General features: G+C 59.3%; 14 protein-coding genes. 8 read left to right on the top strand and 6 right to left on the bottom strand.

Annotation, left to right across the window (positions count from 1 at the left end):
- Positions 1–196: 196 nt before the first annotated feature.
- The gene (locus AC13QY_RS03955) at positions 197–1,126 is read right to left on the bottom strand and encodes an ArsR/SmtB family transcription factor (RefSeq protein ID WP_069614498.1); all 930 of its coding nucleotides are present in this window, start codon (positions 1,124–1,126) and stop codon (positions 197–199) included.
- A 181-nt stretch (positions 1,127–1,307) separates the two neighbouring features.
- On the bottom strand, positions 1,308–1,808 hold the full coding sequence (locus AC13QY_RS03950) for an invasion associated locus B family protein (protein ID WP_113353687.1): 501 nt from the start codon (positions 1,806–1,808) through the stop codon (positions 1,308–1,310).
- Between the two features lie 359 nt (positions 1,809–2,167).
- On the opposite strand from AC13QY_RS03950, the gene AC13QY_RS03945 reads away from it, so the two are divergent.
- Positions 2,168–3,190, top strand: coding sequence for an LLM class flavin-dependent oxidoreductase (locus AC13QY_RS03945; protein WP_113333283.1), 1,023 nt, complete (start codon positions 2,168–2,170; stop codon positions 3,188–3,190).
- Between the two features lie 149 nt (positions 3,191–3,339).
- Here the strand turns inward: AC13QY_RS03945 and cml are convergent, their stop codons facing one another.
- On the bottom strand, positions 3,340–4,536 hold the full coding sequence (gene cml, locus AC13QY_RS03940) for a CmlA/FloR family chloramphenicol efflux MFS transporter (RefSeq protein ID WP_113353686.1): 1,197 nt from the start codon (positions 4,534–4,536) through the stop codon (positions 3,340–3,342).
- Between the two features lie 332 nt (positions 4,537–4,868).
- On the opposite strand from cml, the gene AC13QY_RS03935 reads away from it, so the two are divergent.
- Complete coding sequence (locus AC13QY_RS03935) at positions 4,869–6,371, top strand: globin-coupled sensor protein (RefSeq protein WP_113353685.1); 1,503 nt, start codon at positions 4,869–4,871, stop codon at positions 6,369–6,371.
- A 74-nt stretch (positions 6,372–6,445) separates the two neighbouring features.
- On the opposite strand, the gene AC13QY_RS03930 is transcribed toward AC13QY_RS03935, so the two are convergent.
- Positions 6,446–7,324 carry a LysR family transcriptional regulator gene (locus tag AC13QY_RS03930; RefSeq protein ID WP_113390416.1) on the bottom strand — a complete coding sequence of 293 codons (879 nt, stop codon included), beginning with the start codon at positions 7,322–7,324 and terminating at the stop codon, positions 6,446–6,448.
- A 171-nt stretch (positions 7,325–7,495) separates the two neighbouring features.
- Here AC13QY_RS03930 and bla point away from each other — a divergent pair, with 171 nt between their 5' ends.
- On the top strand, positions 7,496–8,389 hold the full coding sequence (gene bla, locus AC13QY_RS03925; protein ID WP_145634096.1) for a class A beta-lactamase: 894 nt from the start codon (positions 7,496–7,498) through the stop codon (positions 8,387–8,389).
- A 111-nt stretch (positions 8,390–8,500) separates the two neighbouring features.
- Positions 8,501–9,673, top strand: coding sequence for a class C beta-lactamase (ampC, locus tag AC13QY_RS03920; RefSeq protein ID WP_488492752.1), 1,173 nt, complete (start codon positions 8,501–8,503; stop codon positions 9,671–9,673).
- A 183-nt stretch (positions 9,674–9,856) separates the two neighbouring features.
- On the opposite strand, the gene AC13QY_RS03915 is transcribed toward ampC, so the two are convergent.
- Positions 9,857–10,777 (bottom strand): dihydrodipicolinate synthase family protein, encoded by a 921-nt coding sequence (locus tag AC13QY_RS03915; RefSeq protein ID WP_113353681.1) that lies wholly within the window; start codon positions 10,775–10,777, stop codon positions 9,857–9,859.
- 87 nt (positions 10,778–10,864) lie between these two features.
- Positions 10,865–11,578 (bottom strand): FadR/GntR family transcriptional regulator, encoded by a 714-nt coding sequence (locus tag AC13QY_RS03910; protein WP_069614737.1) that lies wholly within the window; start codon positions 11,576–11,578, stop codon positions 10,865–10,867.
- A gap of 212 nt (positions 11,579–11,790) precedes the next feature.
- Between AC13QY_RS03910 and AC13QY_RS03905 the strand changes: the two genes are divergently transcribed.
- The 4 genes from AC13QY_RS03905 to AC13QY_RS03890 all read left to right on the top strand — a co-directional run bounded on the left by AC13QY_RS03905 (position 11,791) and on the right by AC13QY_RS03890 (position 17,670).
- Positions 11,791–13,737, top strand: a complete 1,947-nt coding sequence (locus AC13QY_RS03905; protein WP_113353680.1) for an ABC transporter substrate-binding protein — start codon at positions 11,791–11,793, stop codon at positions 13,735–13,737.
- A gap of 86 nt (positions 13,738–13,823) precedes the next feature.
- A complete protein-coding gene (locus tag AC13QY_RS03900; protein ID WP_113353679.1) occupies positions 13,824–14,810 on the top strand; it encodes an ABC transporter permease in 987 nt (328 codons plus the stop codon).
- Positions 14,811–14,819: 9 nt separating this feature from the next.
- A complete protein-coding gene (locus tag AC13QY_RS03895; RefSeq protein ID WP_113353678.1) occupies positions 14,820–15,941 on the top strand; it encodes an ABC transporter permease in 1,122 nt (373 codons plus the stop codon).
- A gap of 7 nt (positions 15,942–15,948) precedes the next feature.
- Positions 15,949–17,670: an ABC transporter ATP-binding protein gene (locus tag AC13QY_RS03890; RefSeq protein ID WP_113353677.1), complete on the top strand. Its 1,722-nt coding sequence runs from the start codon at positions 15,949–15,951 to the stop codon at positions 17,668–17,670.

Here is a 17,670-nt window from a genome sequence, read left to right as displayed (position 1 = left end):
GATATTTCGTTCTTATACCTTGATCTTGATACACTTTTGAAAGGCCGTCAACGCACTCACGGAGGAAAATATCGCAGAAACCACAGGAGCGGCACGCACGGAATGACAAAACTCTCCGTGAAATCAGTGATTTATGAAAAATATGACTTATCGGAATTCAACTCCGACAATATGCTATGTATCATAAATTACGATACTATTGCGCCAAATCGATGCGCATGAGGATATCGCGGCCATAATTGCCGAAGCCGCGGCCGAAGATATTGATGCCACCGGTGTTGCGCGCATCGTCGGCGATACCGATCCGCAGACGGATCGAGGAATGCTGACTGATGGCAAGGTCATCGATCGTTACATCGGAAGAGGCGACCCCGTCGATGAACGTGCCCTTCTTGGAGATTCGCCAGGTCTTGAGCTTGCCGTATTGAGAACCTTCCAGCTTCCACCAGCTTGGCGTGAAGGCCCCGCGCTTGTCGCCGTAATCGCCGGGAGAGGTCCATGTGCCAACGGCAACGCCGTTGATCCAGACAGTGATGTCGGACGGCCAATCCGGATTGGTGCCGGGCACTTCGGATGAGAGCTCCATCGAGAATTCGATGGCGTTGACGTTTCGATTCAAGATCTTGGCATTGTTGGGGAATTTATATTCGACATGGCCGCGGCCGAACCAGAGAAGACCGGCCTGCATGCGTTGTGGGTCGAGGAAATAATCGGGAACATCGAGTAGGCCGATGACGCCCTCGGTGGAGCACAGGCCACAAGGCGCATGCGTCTCGCAGCTCGTGTAGAGACCGATTGGCATGGCAACTTCGATCACGTCCTCATCATGCTTGAAGGCCTGGTCCTCGAAGCTCAACAGGATTTCGTCGTAAAGCGCGGTGCAGATCTTTTGGTAGCCTTTTCGCGCTTTCGCAGCCTTGGTTTCGACAAGACCGGCCTCCTCCAGGATCATGATGCCCGTCGCGACAGTCGATTGCGGCAGATCCAGTTCCCGGGCGATCTCGTTGACATTCAGTGAGCCTCGGGCGCAAAGCAGCTTCAGCATGTCGACGCGCGCTGGCGCCGAAAGCGCCCTGAAGACTGCAGCGTTCTCACCCGCATAAATTGTCAGAAAGCCGCGCTTCATTGAATCCTGAATTCCCCATCAATAGATCTCATTTATATCAGGATTTTTGATTTCACAAGAGATATCAGTTCGAAAGCCCTGACTGGCGCCTTCTCCGCGGAATGAGAAGACGCCAATCCGCTTGTCCGCTACACAACCCGCTGCAACGAAATCGCCGGTAGATCCTCGGACGCCGCCGGCCTCACCGGCAAGTCTCTATTCGCTTCAACGCGGCTGTAATGCCGGAAAGAGAGTAGGAATAGCTCGTCTCAGTGCCTCGTTTCGAGGTTGCCTGCAGCTGCAGCTGCGCGCCGCCTTTCATGGCGTTGACCATGGTCGGCTCCTGCGCCTCGTTCCTTACCCAGCCGTGCCGGTCTTTCGTAAACATCGGGAATGTCTTATCGCCAACCGTCGCCGTCATCTGCGCCCCGTCTTTCAGGTCATAGCCCATTGCCGCCTCCGGAACCAGTTTGTCACCGGGAGACAGGCGCGAGACGATGAAGAAATTGTCGCCGTGGTCGACGCTGGCGGGCTGCTGCGCAACCGGTCTCGATAAAACATAGCAACTGACGCTGTCGCCGGACTTATAAGAATACGCGCCCCAATGATCGAATTGATCGATACGGACGGGCACTTCCGCATGCGCGATACCGGCGCTGAATGCGACGAGGACCAGAGCCGGGGCGAAATTTCTTGCAAACATAGTTTCCTGCCATTTCTTGTTTCAAGGACATTGAAAGCGAGAGATGCACTCACACGCGCGGCAGTTTCGGTGCGGTGCGTTATCCGATTGTTAACGTCTTCGTTAAAATTTGTTCATGTTAGGAAGCGCGTAAGAAACCATATGTGGGAAGAACGCAACCTCGTCGGCATTGACGATCAGTTCACAGTTTGCGCTGTTCCATCCGCTGCATCCATGCACATATAGCCGCCTGAACCTTCGGCTTTTGCAAGCCATGCCATGAAGACGCAAGCAAGCGGCGCCTTTGACGCGCCGGTTTCTGCATGGACATGCGTGATGCAAAAGCAGGCCGTGCTAACCGGATATAATAGGATTGTACCATGAAGAAGATCGGTTTCCTTTCATTCGGCCACTGGACGCCGTCGCCGCAATCGCAGACGCGCTCGGCAGCCGACACGCTGCTACAGTCGATTGATCTCGCCGTCGCGGCGGAACAGCTGGGAGCGGACGGCGCTTATTTTCGCGTGCATCATTTCGCTCGCCAGCTCGCATCGCCCTTCCCGCTGCTGGCGGCTGTCGGCGCCAAGACCAGCCGCATCGAAACCGGCACCGCCGTCATCGACATGCGCTATGAAAACCCGTTCTACATGGCCGAGGATGCGGGCGCTGCCGATCTTATCGCCGGCGGTCGGCTGCAGCTCGGCATCAGCCGCGGCTCGCCCGAACAGGTGATCGATGGATGGCGCCACTTCGGTTATGCGCCGATGGAGGGCGAGAGCGACGCCGACATGGGCCGCAGGCATACGGAAGTGCTGCTCGATCTGCTGCGCGGCGAGGGCTTCGCACAGCCCAATCCTCGGCCAATGTTCCCCAACCCGCCTGGCCTGCTGCGCCTCGAACCCTACTCCGAGGGTTTGCGCGAGCGGATCTGGTGGGGTGCCGGCTCTAATGCCACGGCCGTATGGGCCGCAAAGCTTGGCATGAACCTGCAGAGCTCGACGCTCAAAGACGATGAAAGCGGCCTGCCCTTCCACGTCCAGCAGGCCGATCAGATCAGGCTCTATCGCGAGGCCTGGAAAGAAGCCGGGCACAAGCGCGAGCCGCGGGTTTCGGTCAGCCGCAGCATCTTCGCGCTGGTCAACGATCTCGACCGAGCCTATTTCGGCCAGAGCGGCCAGGATGCAGACAAGATCGGCTTCATCGATGAAAAGACGCGCGCCATCTTCGGCCGCAGCTATGCCGCAGAGCCGGATGTGCTGATCGAACAGTTGGCAAAGGACGAAGCCATCGCCGCGGCAGACACGCTGCTCTTGACCGTGCCGAACCAGCTCGGGGTCGACTATAACGCCCATGTCATCGAGTCCATCCTGACCCATGTCGCGCCGGCATTAGGTTGGCGCTAGGACGGCTGCGAATGGCGAAGGTACGTCTGCCGACGGCGGGGTTGCGTGAGGCAGAAAATGGAAGAAACGAAATTGACCGCCCGCGAAAGCCAGCTTTCGCGGGCGGTCGTTTCAGATTTTACATCATGAGCGGCGCAGGGCTCCGCAGATCAAGCCAGGGCATTGTGACGCCGCAACAGATGAAGCGCTGCCAGCACCAGCAACGCCATCAGCGTGGCAAAGCCGACCAGAGGCCATGCACTATCGCCATCCAGCGCTGTGACGGCCAGAGTCCCGATGAGACTTACGATCAGACTCTGAATGCAGAAATAGAATGCCACGGCCGATCCGGCGATATCGCCGAACTCCGCCAGCGCCCCATTTGCCGTCACCGATCCCGCAAAGACGATGCCGACCGCCATGATCCACATCGGAAGCACGAAGCTTGCAAAGGACGGCATCCCATAGAGCTGACCGAGACCAAGAGCTGCCGCACCGATCAGAAGCAGTCCCATACCCCGTGCAGCACAGCCCGCAACGCCCCATCTTTCCACAAACAATCTGGCAAAGCGCGCCGTGATAATCATCACGACGGCGACCGTCGCAAATGCGATGCTGAAACCGAGCTCGGAATAACCGGCCCGGCCGATCAGCACGCGCGGAGCGGTCGAGAAGAACACGAAGAATGTGCCCATGCCCGCGCTGAAGGCCAGTGTATAGGTCCAGAACGATCGGCTTTTAAAGATCGGCCATATGGAACGGCGTGGACCGGGGGCGCCCTCGGGGCACGTTTCATGCCATTTCACAACAGCATGGATACTTGCAAGAAGCGTCAGCATCGCGAGCACCATGAAGATGGCACGCCATCCGAACCGGTCGGCGATCATCGCACCGGCTATCGGTCCAAAGGCCGGCACGAAGGACAGAATCGAGCCGAATGTGGCATAGATAATGGCCTGTTCAGGACGATTGCCGTAGACATCCCGCACGGTCGCGAAGGTCGCGACCAAGGCTGCCGACGCGCCTATGGCCTGCAGCAGGCGGCATAGCACGAAGATAGGCGCACCCCATGAAAGGGCTGCTCCGAGAGAGGCGACGGCAAATAGAACGGCACCGGAAAGCAGGACCGGGCGGCGGCCGATGCGATCCGAAAGAGGGCCGAACACGACCTGTCCGAGACCCAGCATGATCATATAGAGGCTCAACGTCAGCTGGATCACCGCAGGCGTCGTGTTGAGAATACCGGGCATCGACGGCACGACAGGAAGGTAGATATCCATGGCCAGTGAAGCGAGGATATCAAAAGGCGCCATCAGCAGCAGTGCCGCCGGCAGCGAATAAGCCCAGGACGGGCGTATGTCAGACATGAGAAAATTCCGCTCGAAAGAGAGATCGGGCGGCGCCTGCCACTGGCATCAATGGGAATGAGTTCGACAGCACGCCGCAACAACAAAAAGCTGTTGCGGCTTATCTATCTGCTGACTTGGAGTTCCCCATGCCGATGGCCTCGTGGCGAGATACGTGATGACCACAGCGTATAGCAGATGACATCGGACCGGGCAATGATGTTGGGACGGGCATGGTCGCAACCACCACATGCAATGCGGCTAGCCGCGCACCGAAAATGAGGTGAAAATCTAATGAATTTTTAACCATGACTATGCCCTAACTGCTTGTAATTTCTTTCTTGGAGCAGATTATGGTGCGCGCATCGAAAATGGACGAGTTGAACGATCGGCTCGACTTTGTTGGACTGGGACAGGATGCCAGGCAGGCTCTTTCGGAGTTGCAGCCGACTATCGAATCGGCCGTCAAAGACGCTCTCGACAGCTTTTACGAGAAGATCACCAAACATCCGGCAATGTCGAAATTCTTTTCGTCGCAGCAGCATGTGCACCACGCCAAATCCAAGCAGCAGGACCATTGGAAGACGATCGCGTCAGGCAAATACGGACCCGATTATGTCGAAGCGGTCTCGGCGGTCGGCAGGACGCATGCCCGCCTCGGTCTCGAGCCGCGCTGGTATATTGGCGGCTACGCCTTGATCCTCGAAGGGATGGTGCGATCGATCGTTGCGCAACAGCTCAATGGCTTCATGCAGCGCAAGCATGAACAAGCCTTGTCACGGCGGCTCTCGGCGATCGTCAAGGCCGCTCTGCTCGATATGGATTACGGCATCTCGGTTTACCTGCAGGTGCTCGCCGATGAGCGCGACCGCGCGGAGTCCGAGCGGGCTGCTGCACAGCGCGAGCAGGAACGCGCGCTTGATGCACTCGGCATAGCGCTGAACGGCCTTGCGAACGGCGACCTAACGGCTGATATCACAGAAGCCCTTTCGGCTGAATTCGAGGTCCTGAAGAGGAACTACAACGAGTCGCTTGCATCCCTGGGCACTGCAATGCAGCGCATCGAAGCTTCGGTAACCCGTGTTCGCGATGAAGCCGGTTCGATCTCGTCTGCTGCTGACAACATGGCAAGGCGCACGGAACAGCAGGCCTCAGCGCTTGAAGAAAGTGCCGCTGCTATCGACCAGATCACCACCATTTCGGAACAGACCGCCGAGCGGACGCGCGAGGTGCAGGCAATCGTCAAGGAATCCGCCTCGGAGGCGGAACGCTCGCGCGAGGTCGTGCAGCAGGCCGTGTCCGCCATGGGCGATATCGAAACCTCGTCGCGCAAGATGACCGACATCATCTCCGTCATCGACGACATTGCCTTCCAGACGAACCTTCTGGCGTTGAATGCCGGCGTCGAAGCCGCCAGAGCGGGCGAACAGGGCAAGGGCTTCGCCGTCGTTGCCCAGGAAGTCCGCGAACTGGCGCAACGCTCGGCAACGGCGGCAAAGGAAATCAAGGATCTGATCGACAGGTCGTCAAATGACGTGCGGCGCGGCGTAGAACTGGTCAACCGGACTGGCGAGGCGCTGGCCTTGATCGGCAATCAGGTCGCGTCCATCGACCGGAATGTCGGCGCCATTGCCCGCTCGACGCAGGAACAGGCCGTCGGCATCAGCGAGATCAACTCCGCTGTCCGCAACATGGACCAGATGACCCAGCAGAATGTCGCGCTCATGGAAGAGACGAATGCCTCGACGCGGCACCTCGCCGATATCAGCAACGAACTCGCCGGTCTGGTTGGACGGTTCAAAACGGTGCGTTCGGGAACGCGGACCGGAGCCGTCAGGCTGAAAATCGCGAGCTGACGCGGCCGACAACATCGTTAGCACTTTCAATGAGATGGCTTCGGACAATAGTTCGGGGCCGTTTTGCCGCACATTTAGCCCGGCATCTCCTCGATTTCCGCCAATAGCCATTGGCGAAACACCTTCATCGAAGCCGTTTCCGCTCGGGATTTCAAGCGCGTTAGCCAGTAGCTGCCGGTCATCGCCGTGATCTGGAACGGCTGCATGATCCTGCCGGCCTCGATGTCATGCGAAAACATCGCGACGGGCACGAGCGCGACGCCGACGCCTCGCGCAGCCGCCTCCACGAGCGTCAGCGACGAATCGAACATCCAACCGCGAAGATGCGGCGGTGGCAGACCCGCCACCCTGAACCAGAGCGACCATTCGTCCACCCGATAGGATCGTAACAGCTCGACATCGGCGAGATCGGCAGGCTTGCGCAATCGCGCGCCGATATCGGGCGTGCAAACCGGGGAGAGCGGCGCATCCATCAGATGGATCGCTTCCGTTCCATGCCAGGCGCCGTCACCGAAGCGCAGGAAGAAATCCAGTCCGTCGAGCACCATATCGGCGCGATTGTTGTTGGTCTTCAGGCGCAGATCGACATGCGGGTGCTGCGCCTTGAAGCTCGCGAGGCGCGGCAAAAGCCAGCCGATCGCGAAAGTCCCGACGACGCCGACGGTGAGGATTTCGGCAAAATTCCCCTCTTCCAGTTGACTGAGCGTGGCGCTCATCCGTCGGAAGGCGTCCGTCAGCACTGGCAGCAGTGCGTGCCCCTCATCGGTCAGGGCTAGGCCGCGCGGCAGGCGCTTGAAGAGGGTCACGCCCAGCACGTCCTCCAATGCCTTGACCTGATGGCTGATCGCCGTCTGCGTGACCCGGAGTTCAAGGCCCGCCCGCGTGAAGCTGCAGTGCCGCGCCGAGGCTTCGAACACGCGCAGCGCGTTCAATGGCAGCTGGGAGATGTCCATTTGTGTCCTAAGGCCAAGTTTTTCTCATGTCTAAGCTCAGAATTGATCGTTTGTCTAGGGCAGAAAGCAGAGCCATAGTCTGCCTCGCAAGGTGATTTGCAGGGTCCCAATGACGTCCACGAGATCCGAGACGCACCTCTTTGCTCAAACATCAATCGAAGTGGAAACGTGATGACGATCTTATTGTCGCGCCGGCAAAGCCTTGCCGGCAGCTTGCTTGCGCTGCCTGTTCTGGCGGGGCTAAGCGCGGTTGGACGTACTGCAGACGATAATACGGGCGAGGCGCAGCTTGCCGCACTCGAAAGCAAGCATCCGGGCCGCATCTGCGTCAGCATTCTCGACTTGGCAAGGGGCAAGCGCATCGAGCATCGCGCCGGCGAGCGCATCCTGATGTGCAGCACCTTCAAGGCACTGGCCGCAGCTCTGGTGCTTGCCCGGGTCGACAAGGGCGATGAAAAGCTCGACCGGCGCATTCATTACAAGAAGAGCGATCTCGTCGACTATTCTCCGGCGACCGAACCCAATGCCGGAGACAATGGCATGACGGTTGGCGAACTTTGTGCGGCCGCCGTCACGCTCAGCGACAATACCGCGGCCAACCTGCTGCTCGCGAGTTTCGGCGGGCCGGAGGCAATTACGACTTTCTGCCGCAGCATGGGCGACGAGATCACCCGTCTGGACCGCACCGAGCCAACGCTGAATTATCATGACACTCCGACCGATGAGCGTGACACGACGACAGCTTCGGCGATGCTGGAAAACCTGCGTCGGCTTCTGTTCACCGATATACTGACAGCCGCCTCGCGATCGCAACTGGCCGCCTGGCTGATCACCAACAAGACGGGAGACACCCGACTGCGCGCCGGCCTTCCGAAGGATTGGCTGGTGGGCGACAAGACCGGAACAAACGGTGACAAATACGGCAATGCCAACGACATCGCGGTGCTATGGCCATCGAAGCACGCCCCCATCATCGTAACGGCCTATTGCGAGATCCCCGCCATCGCAGCTGACGAACGCAACGCCATCATTGCTGAAATCGGCCGCATCGCCGCAGCGATCTGAGTTCATCGCGCCGGATAACAGCCGCCAATCATCGCTTCCTTTTCGACCTTGCGATCTTTCACGGTCGATCATCACACTGAGGATATCATCTTGAATATACGTGCCAATTCTTTGCAGAAGCTCGGTATCGTCGCAGGCTGCCTTTTCTATGGGGTCGGTGCCCACGCCGCCGAAGTCAATGACCCAGAGCAGCTGGAGCGAGCAGTCAATGAAATCATTCGTCCGCTCATGAAGGATAACGACGTACCGGGCATGGCGATCGCGATTACTGTCAGGGGCAAGCGCTACATCTTCAACTACGGCGTCGCCTCGAAGGAGAGCGGCCAGAAGGTGACGAACGACACGATCTTCGAGCTCGGCTCCATCAGCAAGACCTTTACGGCAGCCCTTGGCTCCTACGCCCAGATCAGCGGAAAGCTCTCCTTCTCCGACAAGGCGACGAAATATATGCCGGAACTTGCGGGTACCAGTTTCGACAAGATCAGCCTCCTCGATCTCGCCACATATTCGGCCGGCGGTCTGCCTCTGCAGTTTCCCAACGGGGTAACGGATCAGGACAAGATGGTTGCCTATTATCGCAACTGGCATCCTTCCTTCGCGCCCGGCACGTATCGGCAATATTCCAATCCCAGCATCGGCCTGTTCGGTTATCTGGCAGCGCAGGCCATGGGCGAACCGTTCGACAGGCTGATGCAGGACAAAATTCTTTCCGGTCTCAACCTCAACCACACCTATATCCGCGTTCCACCGGCTGAGATGAGCAACTATGCCTATGGCTATTCGAAGCAGGGCAAGCCGATCCGCGTCAGTGGCGGCGTCTTCGACACGCAGGCCTATGGCATCAAGACTACAGGCTCCGACATGCTTGCTTTTCTCGAGGCCAATATGGGTGAAGCAAAGCTCGACGCCACACTTCGGCAGGCAATCGATGCAACGCATGTCGGTTATTACCGCGTCGACAACACGACGCAGGCGCTCGGCTGGGAAATCTATGCCTATCCGACGACGCTTGCCCGGCTGCTTGCCGGCAATTCGTCCGACATGGCGCTTGAGCCCCACAAGATCACCCGGCTCGACCCGCCTCAACAGCCACGCAAGGATGTCCTTCTCAATAAGACAGGCTCAACGAATGGCTTTGGCGCTTACGCAGCCTTCATACCGGGTCGGCAGATCGGCATCGTTCTGCTGGCAAACAGGAATTTTCCGATCCCTGCACGCGTTTCGTCGGCCTACAAGATCCTGACTGCCGTCGAAAATCTGGCGGGATCGGAGGAGGTAAAGTAGAGACCGGGCTCTAAGGCTTGGTCCGCTCCAACGAACGGCCGACCCCGGCAAAAGCTGACGGGTCGGCCAGTATCATTTCACACAGCACCATTCGCTAAGCCGCTGACATATATATTATGACGATACCCCATAGAACGCTAAGTTCAGTTCATGAAGAGGCCGCGATCGCCGGATACCGCCGGGTCAGGCGGTGGCAAGTTCGCCTGCTTTCTGCCAATTGCGCAACAAGGCAAAAAGCTCCTCGCGATCCTTCACATCGAGCTGCGGCACACCGGGAACGCGAACAGGGCCGACCTTCAGGCCGGAAAAGGTGACGGCCTCCTTGACGACGGTGACGTTTGTTCCGTTGCGGAACTTGGTGCGCATGCGTTCGAAGGGCTCGAGCTTGTTGACGATGGCGCGGGCAGCGGCAAAATCACTTTTCTCCAAAGCCGCGTGCACAGCAAGCGACAGTTTCGGAGCAACATTGACGAGGCCCGACGTGAAGCCCCTTGCGCCGGCGGCGGCGAATGTCGGGGCCCAGCTCTCAGCGAGACCGCAGACAAACAGCGCGCCGTTCGGATCGGAAGCTGCAATCGCCCGTGAAAGCAGCATCAAATCCGTTGTCGCGAACTTGATGCCGGCAATATTGCCGTGACCGGCCAGACGGACCATGTCGTCAACGCTGAAGCCTTCGGCACGGACATAGGCAACGAGCGGGAGCGGCGAAGCCTCCGCCAGATCGCGAAAATAGTCGATCTGCGAACCGGGTGCGGCGAACGGATCCACCGGTTGATGCGACATGACGGCGGAGGCGCCGATCGAGGCAGCATTCTTCGCCATCTGGATCGCCTCGCGTAATGAACGGCCGATCGCCGCCGTCACCGGCGCCTTGCCGTCGACACCCTTGATCGCAGCTTTGTAGACTTGGCGGATCTCTCCCGGAGTAAGTGCATAGAATTCGCCCGTATTGCCCGCTGCGACGATGTTATGAATCCCGGCAGCTGCTACCCGCTGATAGACCTGAGCGGTCACGCGCGGTTCCACTTCGCCACTCCCATCATAGGCCGTGACCGGAACACCGGAGACGCCGGTCAGCACCTGCCGCATGGTTTCAATGCTCATCTTCCTACCCTTACCCTTTATCATCCATCGAGACGCAAACGAGGAGGCGTAAAGAAGTCATCACCTCGCCTTCGCCCATCCAATTCCCTATACGCCCTGAAACATGCGGGCGCGTGCATTCAAGATATGTCGCTTCATGGCATCGTGAGCCTCAGTCTCCTGCCGCGCGAAAATCGCCTGCACGATGACGGCGTGCTCATCCTGAACACTGCGGATCTGCTCGGGCGTCCGCTTGAGGCTGAGGCTGCGGGTCACGGAATGACCGATAGCGAAATGCGGCCGGAACAATTCACGGACGGTAATATGGAACTGATTGCCAGTCGCGATCGCAATGGCGTCGTGCAGCTCCTGATCCTCTTCCGCGCCAAGCCGGCCCTCGCGAAGACATTGTTCTATCTTTTGAAGCGCTGCGGTGATCCGTTCCTTGTCGTCAGCCTGCCAGTTGCGCGCCGCAAGCTCGGCGGCCTCGGCCTCGAGCCCGGCGCGAAATTCGAAAAAGCGCTGGACATCGGCAAGCGACCCTACGGGCACCATTTTCAGGACCGAGGAATCCGGCCTTTGCCTCACATAGGAACCCGACCCCTTGCGCGACACGATCAGGCTGTCGGCACGCAGCCGCTCCAGGGCATCGCGCACAACGGGTCGTGACGCGCCGAACATGTCCGCAAGCTTCGCTTCCGCTGGCAGCCGCTCATTCACCGGAAAGGTTCCATCCGCAATCATGGCGACGATCCTCTCATAGATGATGTCGCCGAAGCGCGTCGCGCCCGCACCGGAATCGTTGGCGACAGAGAGTTTCATCATCGTCCTTCGTGAATGCTGGCCGGCGACAGCCATAGCGCATTTCCTGCGCGACAGGGCTACTAAATCTGTAAAAATCTGTCAACTCTTGTAATTATCTGAGAACGTAATATGGTCTCGACGCTGCGCCAGAGGGGTGCATGGCGACGGGACGGGAGCCTGTCGCATCGGTCGAGGCAAAACCCGGCCGAAATCAAAACGGGAGGGATTCGATGCGCGATGAAATATTGTCCCGCGGCGTGAGCAGGCGTGCCGTCCTCGGCGGTATGGCTGGCATGGCAACCCTGTCTCTGGCCGGTCGTGTCAACGCTGCCGATGCAGGCGGTGAGGCACCCGCCCTGGCTGCGCTCGTCAAGGATGGCAAGCTGCCGCCACTGGCCGACCGGCTGCCGAAAAAGCCGATGGTCGTCACCCCTTATGAAAAAGTCGGCACCTATGGCGGCACCTTACGGCGCGGCCTGCGAGGCTCGTCCGACCACAACGGTATCCTGCGCATGGTGGGCAACCAGAGTCTGGTGCGCTGGAATCTCGAATTCACACAGGTTCTGCCGAACCTCGCCGAGCGCTGGGACGTCAATGCCGACGCCTCGCAGTTCACCTTCTATCTCATTCAAGGTGCACGCTGGTCCGACGGTCAGCCATTCACGGCGGATGACGTCGTTTTCGCCATCGAGGACTGCGTCAAGAATACCGATCTCTATAGCGCAACGCCGGCTCAGCTCTCCGTTGCCGGCAAGGCAGTCGATGTCACGAAGATTGACGACTATACGGTGAAATTCACCTTTGCTGCTCCGAACGCGCTTTATCTGGAAAATCTCGCAACCCCGCTCGGCCAGCATCCAACGCTGTTTCCGAAGCACTATTGCAGCCAGTTCTTGCCCAAATACAATCCGAACGTCGCGGAGGATGCGAAGAAGGCCGGCGTCAGCAGTTGGCCCGAACTCTTCCGCGCACGCTGCGGCGACATCGAAATACCCTCACGCTGGGGCAATCCGGACAAGCCGACGCTCGATCCCTGGGTCGTCAAGGAACCCTATACCGGCGGAGCAACCCGTGTCGTCATGACCCGCAACCCATACTTCTGGCAGGTCGATACCTCAGGGAACCAGCTTCCGTATGTCGACGAGATCAATTTCGGCATCTCGCAGGATGTGGAATCGCTGATGCTGAACGTCATTTCCGGCAAGATCGATATTCAGGAGCGCCATATCAGCGTGCTCGCCAACAAGCCGACGCTCTCGCAGAACATGAAGAAAGGCGATTATCGCCTTTTAACCCTTGTCCCTTCCACCTCGCAGCAATGCCAGATCTATTTCAACATCACCCATAAAGATCCGGCCATGCGCAAGATGTTTGCCGACAAGTCGGTCCGGCAGGCGCTCTCGCTCGGGATCAATCGACAGGAAATCATCGACATCGTCTATTTCGGCCAGAGCGAGGGATACCAGGCCGGGCCGCGACCGGAGCATCCCTGGTACAATGAAAAATATGCCCGCCAATTCACCAACTACGATCCGGACAAGGCCGGATCCATGCTCGATCAGGCCGGCTACGGCAAGAAGGATGCAAACGGCTTCCGCCTGAGGCCGGACGGCCAGAAAGTCTTCTTCGCCGTCGACGTCATACCGACCCTCTATCCCGATCTGGTCGATGCCCTCGAACTGGTGAAGGCGCATTGGGCCCAGATCGGCGTCGACATGAAGGTCAATACGATCGAGCGTGCGCTCTACTACACCCGTGGCGACGACAATGCCCATGATGCTCAGGTCTGGCCGGGGCCTGGCGGCCTCGATCCGATGCTCGATCCGCGCGATTTCTTCGCTTTCCACCCACAGGGTTCGCGCTACGCCATTCCATGGTCGGTCTGGTACACCTCGAATGGCAAACAGGGCGAGGAGCCGCCGGAGAGCCAGAAAAAGCGCATGAAGCTTTTTGACGAGGCGCGCTCGACGGCCGATCTCGACAAGCGCGGCGCCGTCATGAAGCAGATCTTCGACATCGCCGCCGAAGAATTTGAAACTGTTGGGCTTTGCCTTGCCGTCGGCGGCTTCGGCATCATCCGCAATAACCTGCACAATGTTCCGGAAAAGCAGCCGGACAGCTGGTCCTGGCCCAATCCGGGACCGGCCATGCCGCAGCAATTCTTCTTCACCAGTTGATTGCGCCGATCAAGCGCCGCCTTGCACGGGCGGCGCTTTCCTTGATGCGGAGCTGCCCGTGGCAGCACTCACTGCGAGAAACAGCCATGCTGGTCTTCATCGGTAAACGCCTCTTGTGGATGATCCCATCCCTTTTCGCCATCAGCTTCCTGGCCTTCGTGCTGATCCAGCTGCCTCCCGGCGACTATGTGACGACCTACATCGCCACGCTCGCCTCTTCGAATGAAGTGGTCGATCAGAACACAGCTGCGCAATTGCGCGAACGCTTCGGCCTCGATCAGCCGATGCTCATCCAATATCTGAAATGGATGTGGGGCATTCTTTCGCGCGGCGATTTCGGTATTTCGTTCGAATGGCAGCAACCGGTCTCGGGCCTCATCTGGGAGCGCATGGCGCTGACGCTCATTCTGGCGCTTGCAGCGCTGATCGCGACCTGGGCGATCGCGCTGCCGATCGGCGTCTATTCCGCCGTCAAGAAATATTCGATCGGCGATTATTTCTTTACCGCCTTCACCTTTCTCGGGCTTGCCATCCCCTCCTTCCTGCTGGCGCTGGTGCTGATGTATGTCGCAGCCGTCGAGTTCGGCCAGGATGTCGGCGGTCTGTTCTCCACCGAATTCGAGACGGCACCCTGGAGCATCGCCAAGATGGTGGATCTGCTCTCGCATTTGTGGCTGCCGGTCGTCATTCTTGCCGTTTCTTCTACCGCAAGCCTCATCCGCGTCATGCGCGCCAATATGCTCGATGAGCTGCCGAAACCCTATGTGACGACGGCGCGCGCGAAAGGCCTCTCCGAATTCCGGCTACTGATCAAATATCCGCTGCGCATAGCGCTCAATCCGTTCATCTCCACCATCGCATGGCTGCTGCCCAATCTCATTTCGGGCTCAGTCGTCGTCGCGATCGTTCTCAACCTGCCAACGGCGGCGCCATTGCTGCTGCAGGCGCTGATGGCGCAAGACATGTATCTGGCCGGTGCCTTCGTGCTGCTGATCTGCGCGCTGACGCTGATCGGGTCACTCATCAGTGACATTCTGCTTGCCCTTGTCGATCCCCGTATCCGGTTGGAATAGGAGCAGCCCATGGCCGATATCGCCGTCACGAACCTGCGCCCCGACCGAAACGCCGTCGCCTCGCAATGGCAGCTGATCTGGTGGGCTTTCCGCCGCCACAAGCTTGCCATGGTCGCCCTCGTCGTCACCATATTGATGTATATCGTCGCGGTCGCGCCCGGCTTCTTTGCCATCAATGACCCCAATCAGCAGAATGCACGCGCAACCTTTCACCCGCCGCAGAAGGTCCACTTCTTCGATACGGACAACGGCTTTTCCTTCGGGCTGCACTACTATTCGCTAAAGCTCACACGCGATCCGGAAACGCTTGCGCCGATCTTCAAGGAAGACACGACCAAGCGCGTCTCAATCAGCCTGTTCGGTCGCGGCTACGAATATTCCGTACTCGGCCTTTTCACGAGCAACATTCACCTGCTGGCCTCCTCGGACAAGACGACACCGCTTTTGCTGTTCGGCGCAGATCGGCTCGGCCGTGACGTCTTCAGCCGCACCGTCCAAGGTGCGCAGATTTCGCTATCGATCGGCCTCGTCGGTGTGTTCTTCTCGCTCCTGCTCGGCATCGTTCTGGGGGGAATTTCAGGCTATTACGGCGGAAAGCTCGACTTCTTCATCCAGCGCCTGATCGATTTCGTGCTGTCGCTGCCGACCATTCCGATCTGGCTTGCCATGGCGGCGGCCCTGCCGCAGGGCTGGCCGGCGGCACTGCAATATATGATGATCACGATCATCCTGTCCTTGACCGGCTGGGCGCAGCTTGCCCGCGTCGTGCGCGGCCGCTTTCTGTCGCTGCGAACGGAAGAGTTTGTCGCCGCAGCCAGACTCGACGGCGCCAGCGAAGGGCGCATCATCTTCCGCCATATGCTGCCGAGCTTCGCCAGCCACATCATCGCTTCCATCACCCTTGCCGTGCCGGCGATGATCCTAGCCGAGACGTCCCTCTCCTTTCTGGGGCTCGGCCTGCAGCCGCCGACCATTTCCTGGGGCGTGCTGTTGCGCGAGGCGCAGAACATCCGCTCGATCGCAACCGCACCATGGCTCTTTCTGCCGGGTGTCGCCGTCGTTATCGCCGTCATGGCCCTGAACCTTCTCGGCGATGGCCTGCGCGATGCGGCCGATCCCTACAATAAATGAGGCGGGCATGACCGATATCGTTTCCATGAACACCGCCCGCCCTTTGCTGCAGGTCAAGAATCTCACCGTCGACTTCCCCTTGAGAAAGGGTATTTTCCGCGCGGTCGACAATCTCTCCTTTGCGATCGAGCCCGGAAAGACGCTCTGCGTCGTCGGCGAGAGCGGATCGGGCAAATCTGTTACCGCACGCTCGATCCTGCAGATCGTCGATGCCCCCGGCCGCATCACCGGCGGCTCGATCATTCTCAACGGTGCTGGCGGCAGTTCGGTCGATCTCGTCAGGTTCAATCCGCGCGGGCGGCAGATCAGATCGATCCGCGGGCGCGACATTGCCATGATCTTTCAGGAGCCGATGGCATCGCTCTCGCCGGTCCACACGGTCGGCGACCAGATCATGGAGGCGCTGCGCCTTCATACGAGGATGAGCAAGGCCGAGGCGCGAGCCGAAGCGATCTCGCTTTTGAAACAGGTGGAAATCCCCTCGCCCGAAAAGGCGATCGACCGCTACGCTTTTCAATATTCGGGCGGCATGCGTCAGCGTGCCATGATCGCCATGGCGCTTGCCTGCAAGCCGCAGCTTCTGATCGCCGACGAGCCGACGACGGCACTTGATGTCACGACGCAGGCCGAAATCCTCGACCTCATTGCCCGGCTGCAGAAGGCCAATGGCATGGCGGTACTGTTCATCACCCACGACATGGGCGTGGTCGCTCAGATCGCCGATGACGTGCTCGTCATGCACAATGGCGTCGTCAGGGAATACGGTCCAGTCGAGCAGATCTTCCATGCGCCGAAGGACGATTATACCCGCATGCTGATCGGCTCGGTGCTGAAGCTCGAGAGGAAGGCCGAAATCCGGCTGGCGCGACCGCCGCTCGACAGAGGCGCCGCCCCGATCCTTGAACTGCGCAACGTGTCGATGGCCTTCGGCGAGGTTCGTGCTCTCAACGACGTCTCGATCTCGCTTCTGCCGCGCGAAACTCTTGGGATCGTCGGCGAGAGCGGATCGGGCAAGACGACGATGGGCCGCTCGATCATGCGCCTTATCGACCCGAGTGCAGGCGAAATTCTCTATCGCCACACTGATGGCGACGTCACCGATCTCGCAAGCGCCAAGGGCACGACCCTTGCGGCAGCGCGTCGCGAGCTGCGCATGGTGTTCCAGGACCCATTCGGCTCGCTCAATCCGCGCATGACGGTTTCACAGATCATCGGCGAGCCATTGCTTGTCAACGGCATTGCCAGGGGCCGGGCGCTCGACGAGCGCGTCTGCCATCTGATGGAGCAGGTCGGTCTCGATCCGAGGGCGCGCGAGCGCTATCCGCATGCCTTCTCAGGCGGCCAGCGCCAGCGCATCGGCATTGCCCGAGCCATTACCCTCAATCCTCGCGTGATCGTCGCCGACGAGGCGACCTCGGCTCTCGATGTTTCCGTCCGCTCGCAGGTGCTCGATCTCCTTATGCGGCTGCAGGACGAACTTGGCCTCGCTTATATCTTCATCAGTCATGATATCGGCGTCATCCGCTACATGTGCGACCGCGTCGGCGTCATGTACAAAGGGCGCCTCGTCGAGGTCGGCGATGCCGACAAGGTCTGCAATGCACCCGAACATGCCTACACGCAGGCGCTGATTTCGGCGATCCCTCGCCCTGACCCTCGCGACAGGGATCACTCGCGGCGGTTCCGCTATGTCGAGCCCGAAACCGTGAAGAACGGGAGCGCGACGTGA

The sequence above is a fragment of the Martinezella sp. CNPSo 3795 genome, from assembly GCF_057784475.1.
The sequence above is the reverse complement of the archived record's forward strand: the minus strand, read 5'-3'. Positions and strand labels throughout refer to the sequence as shown.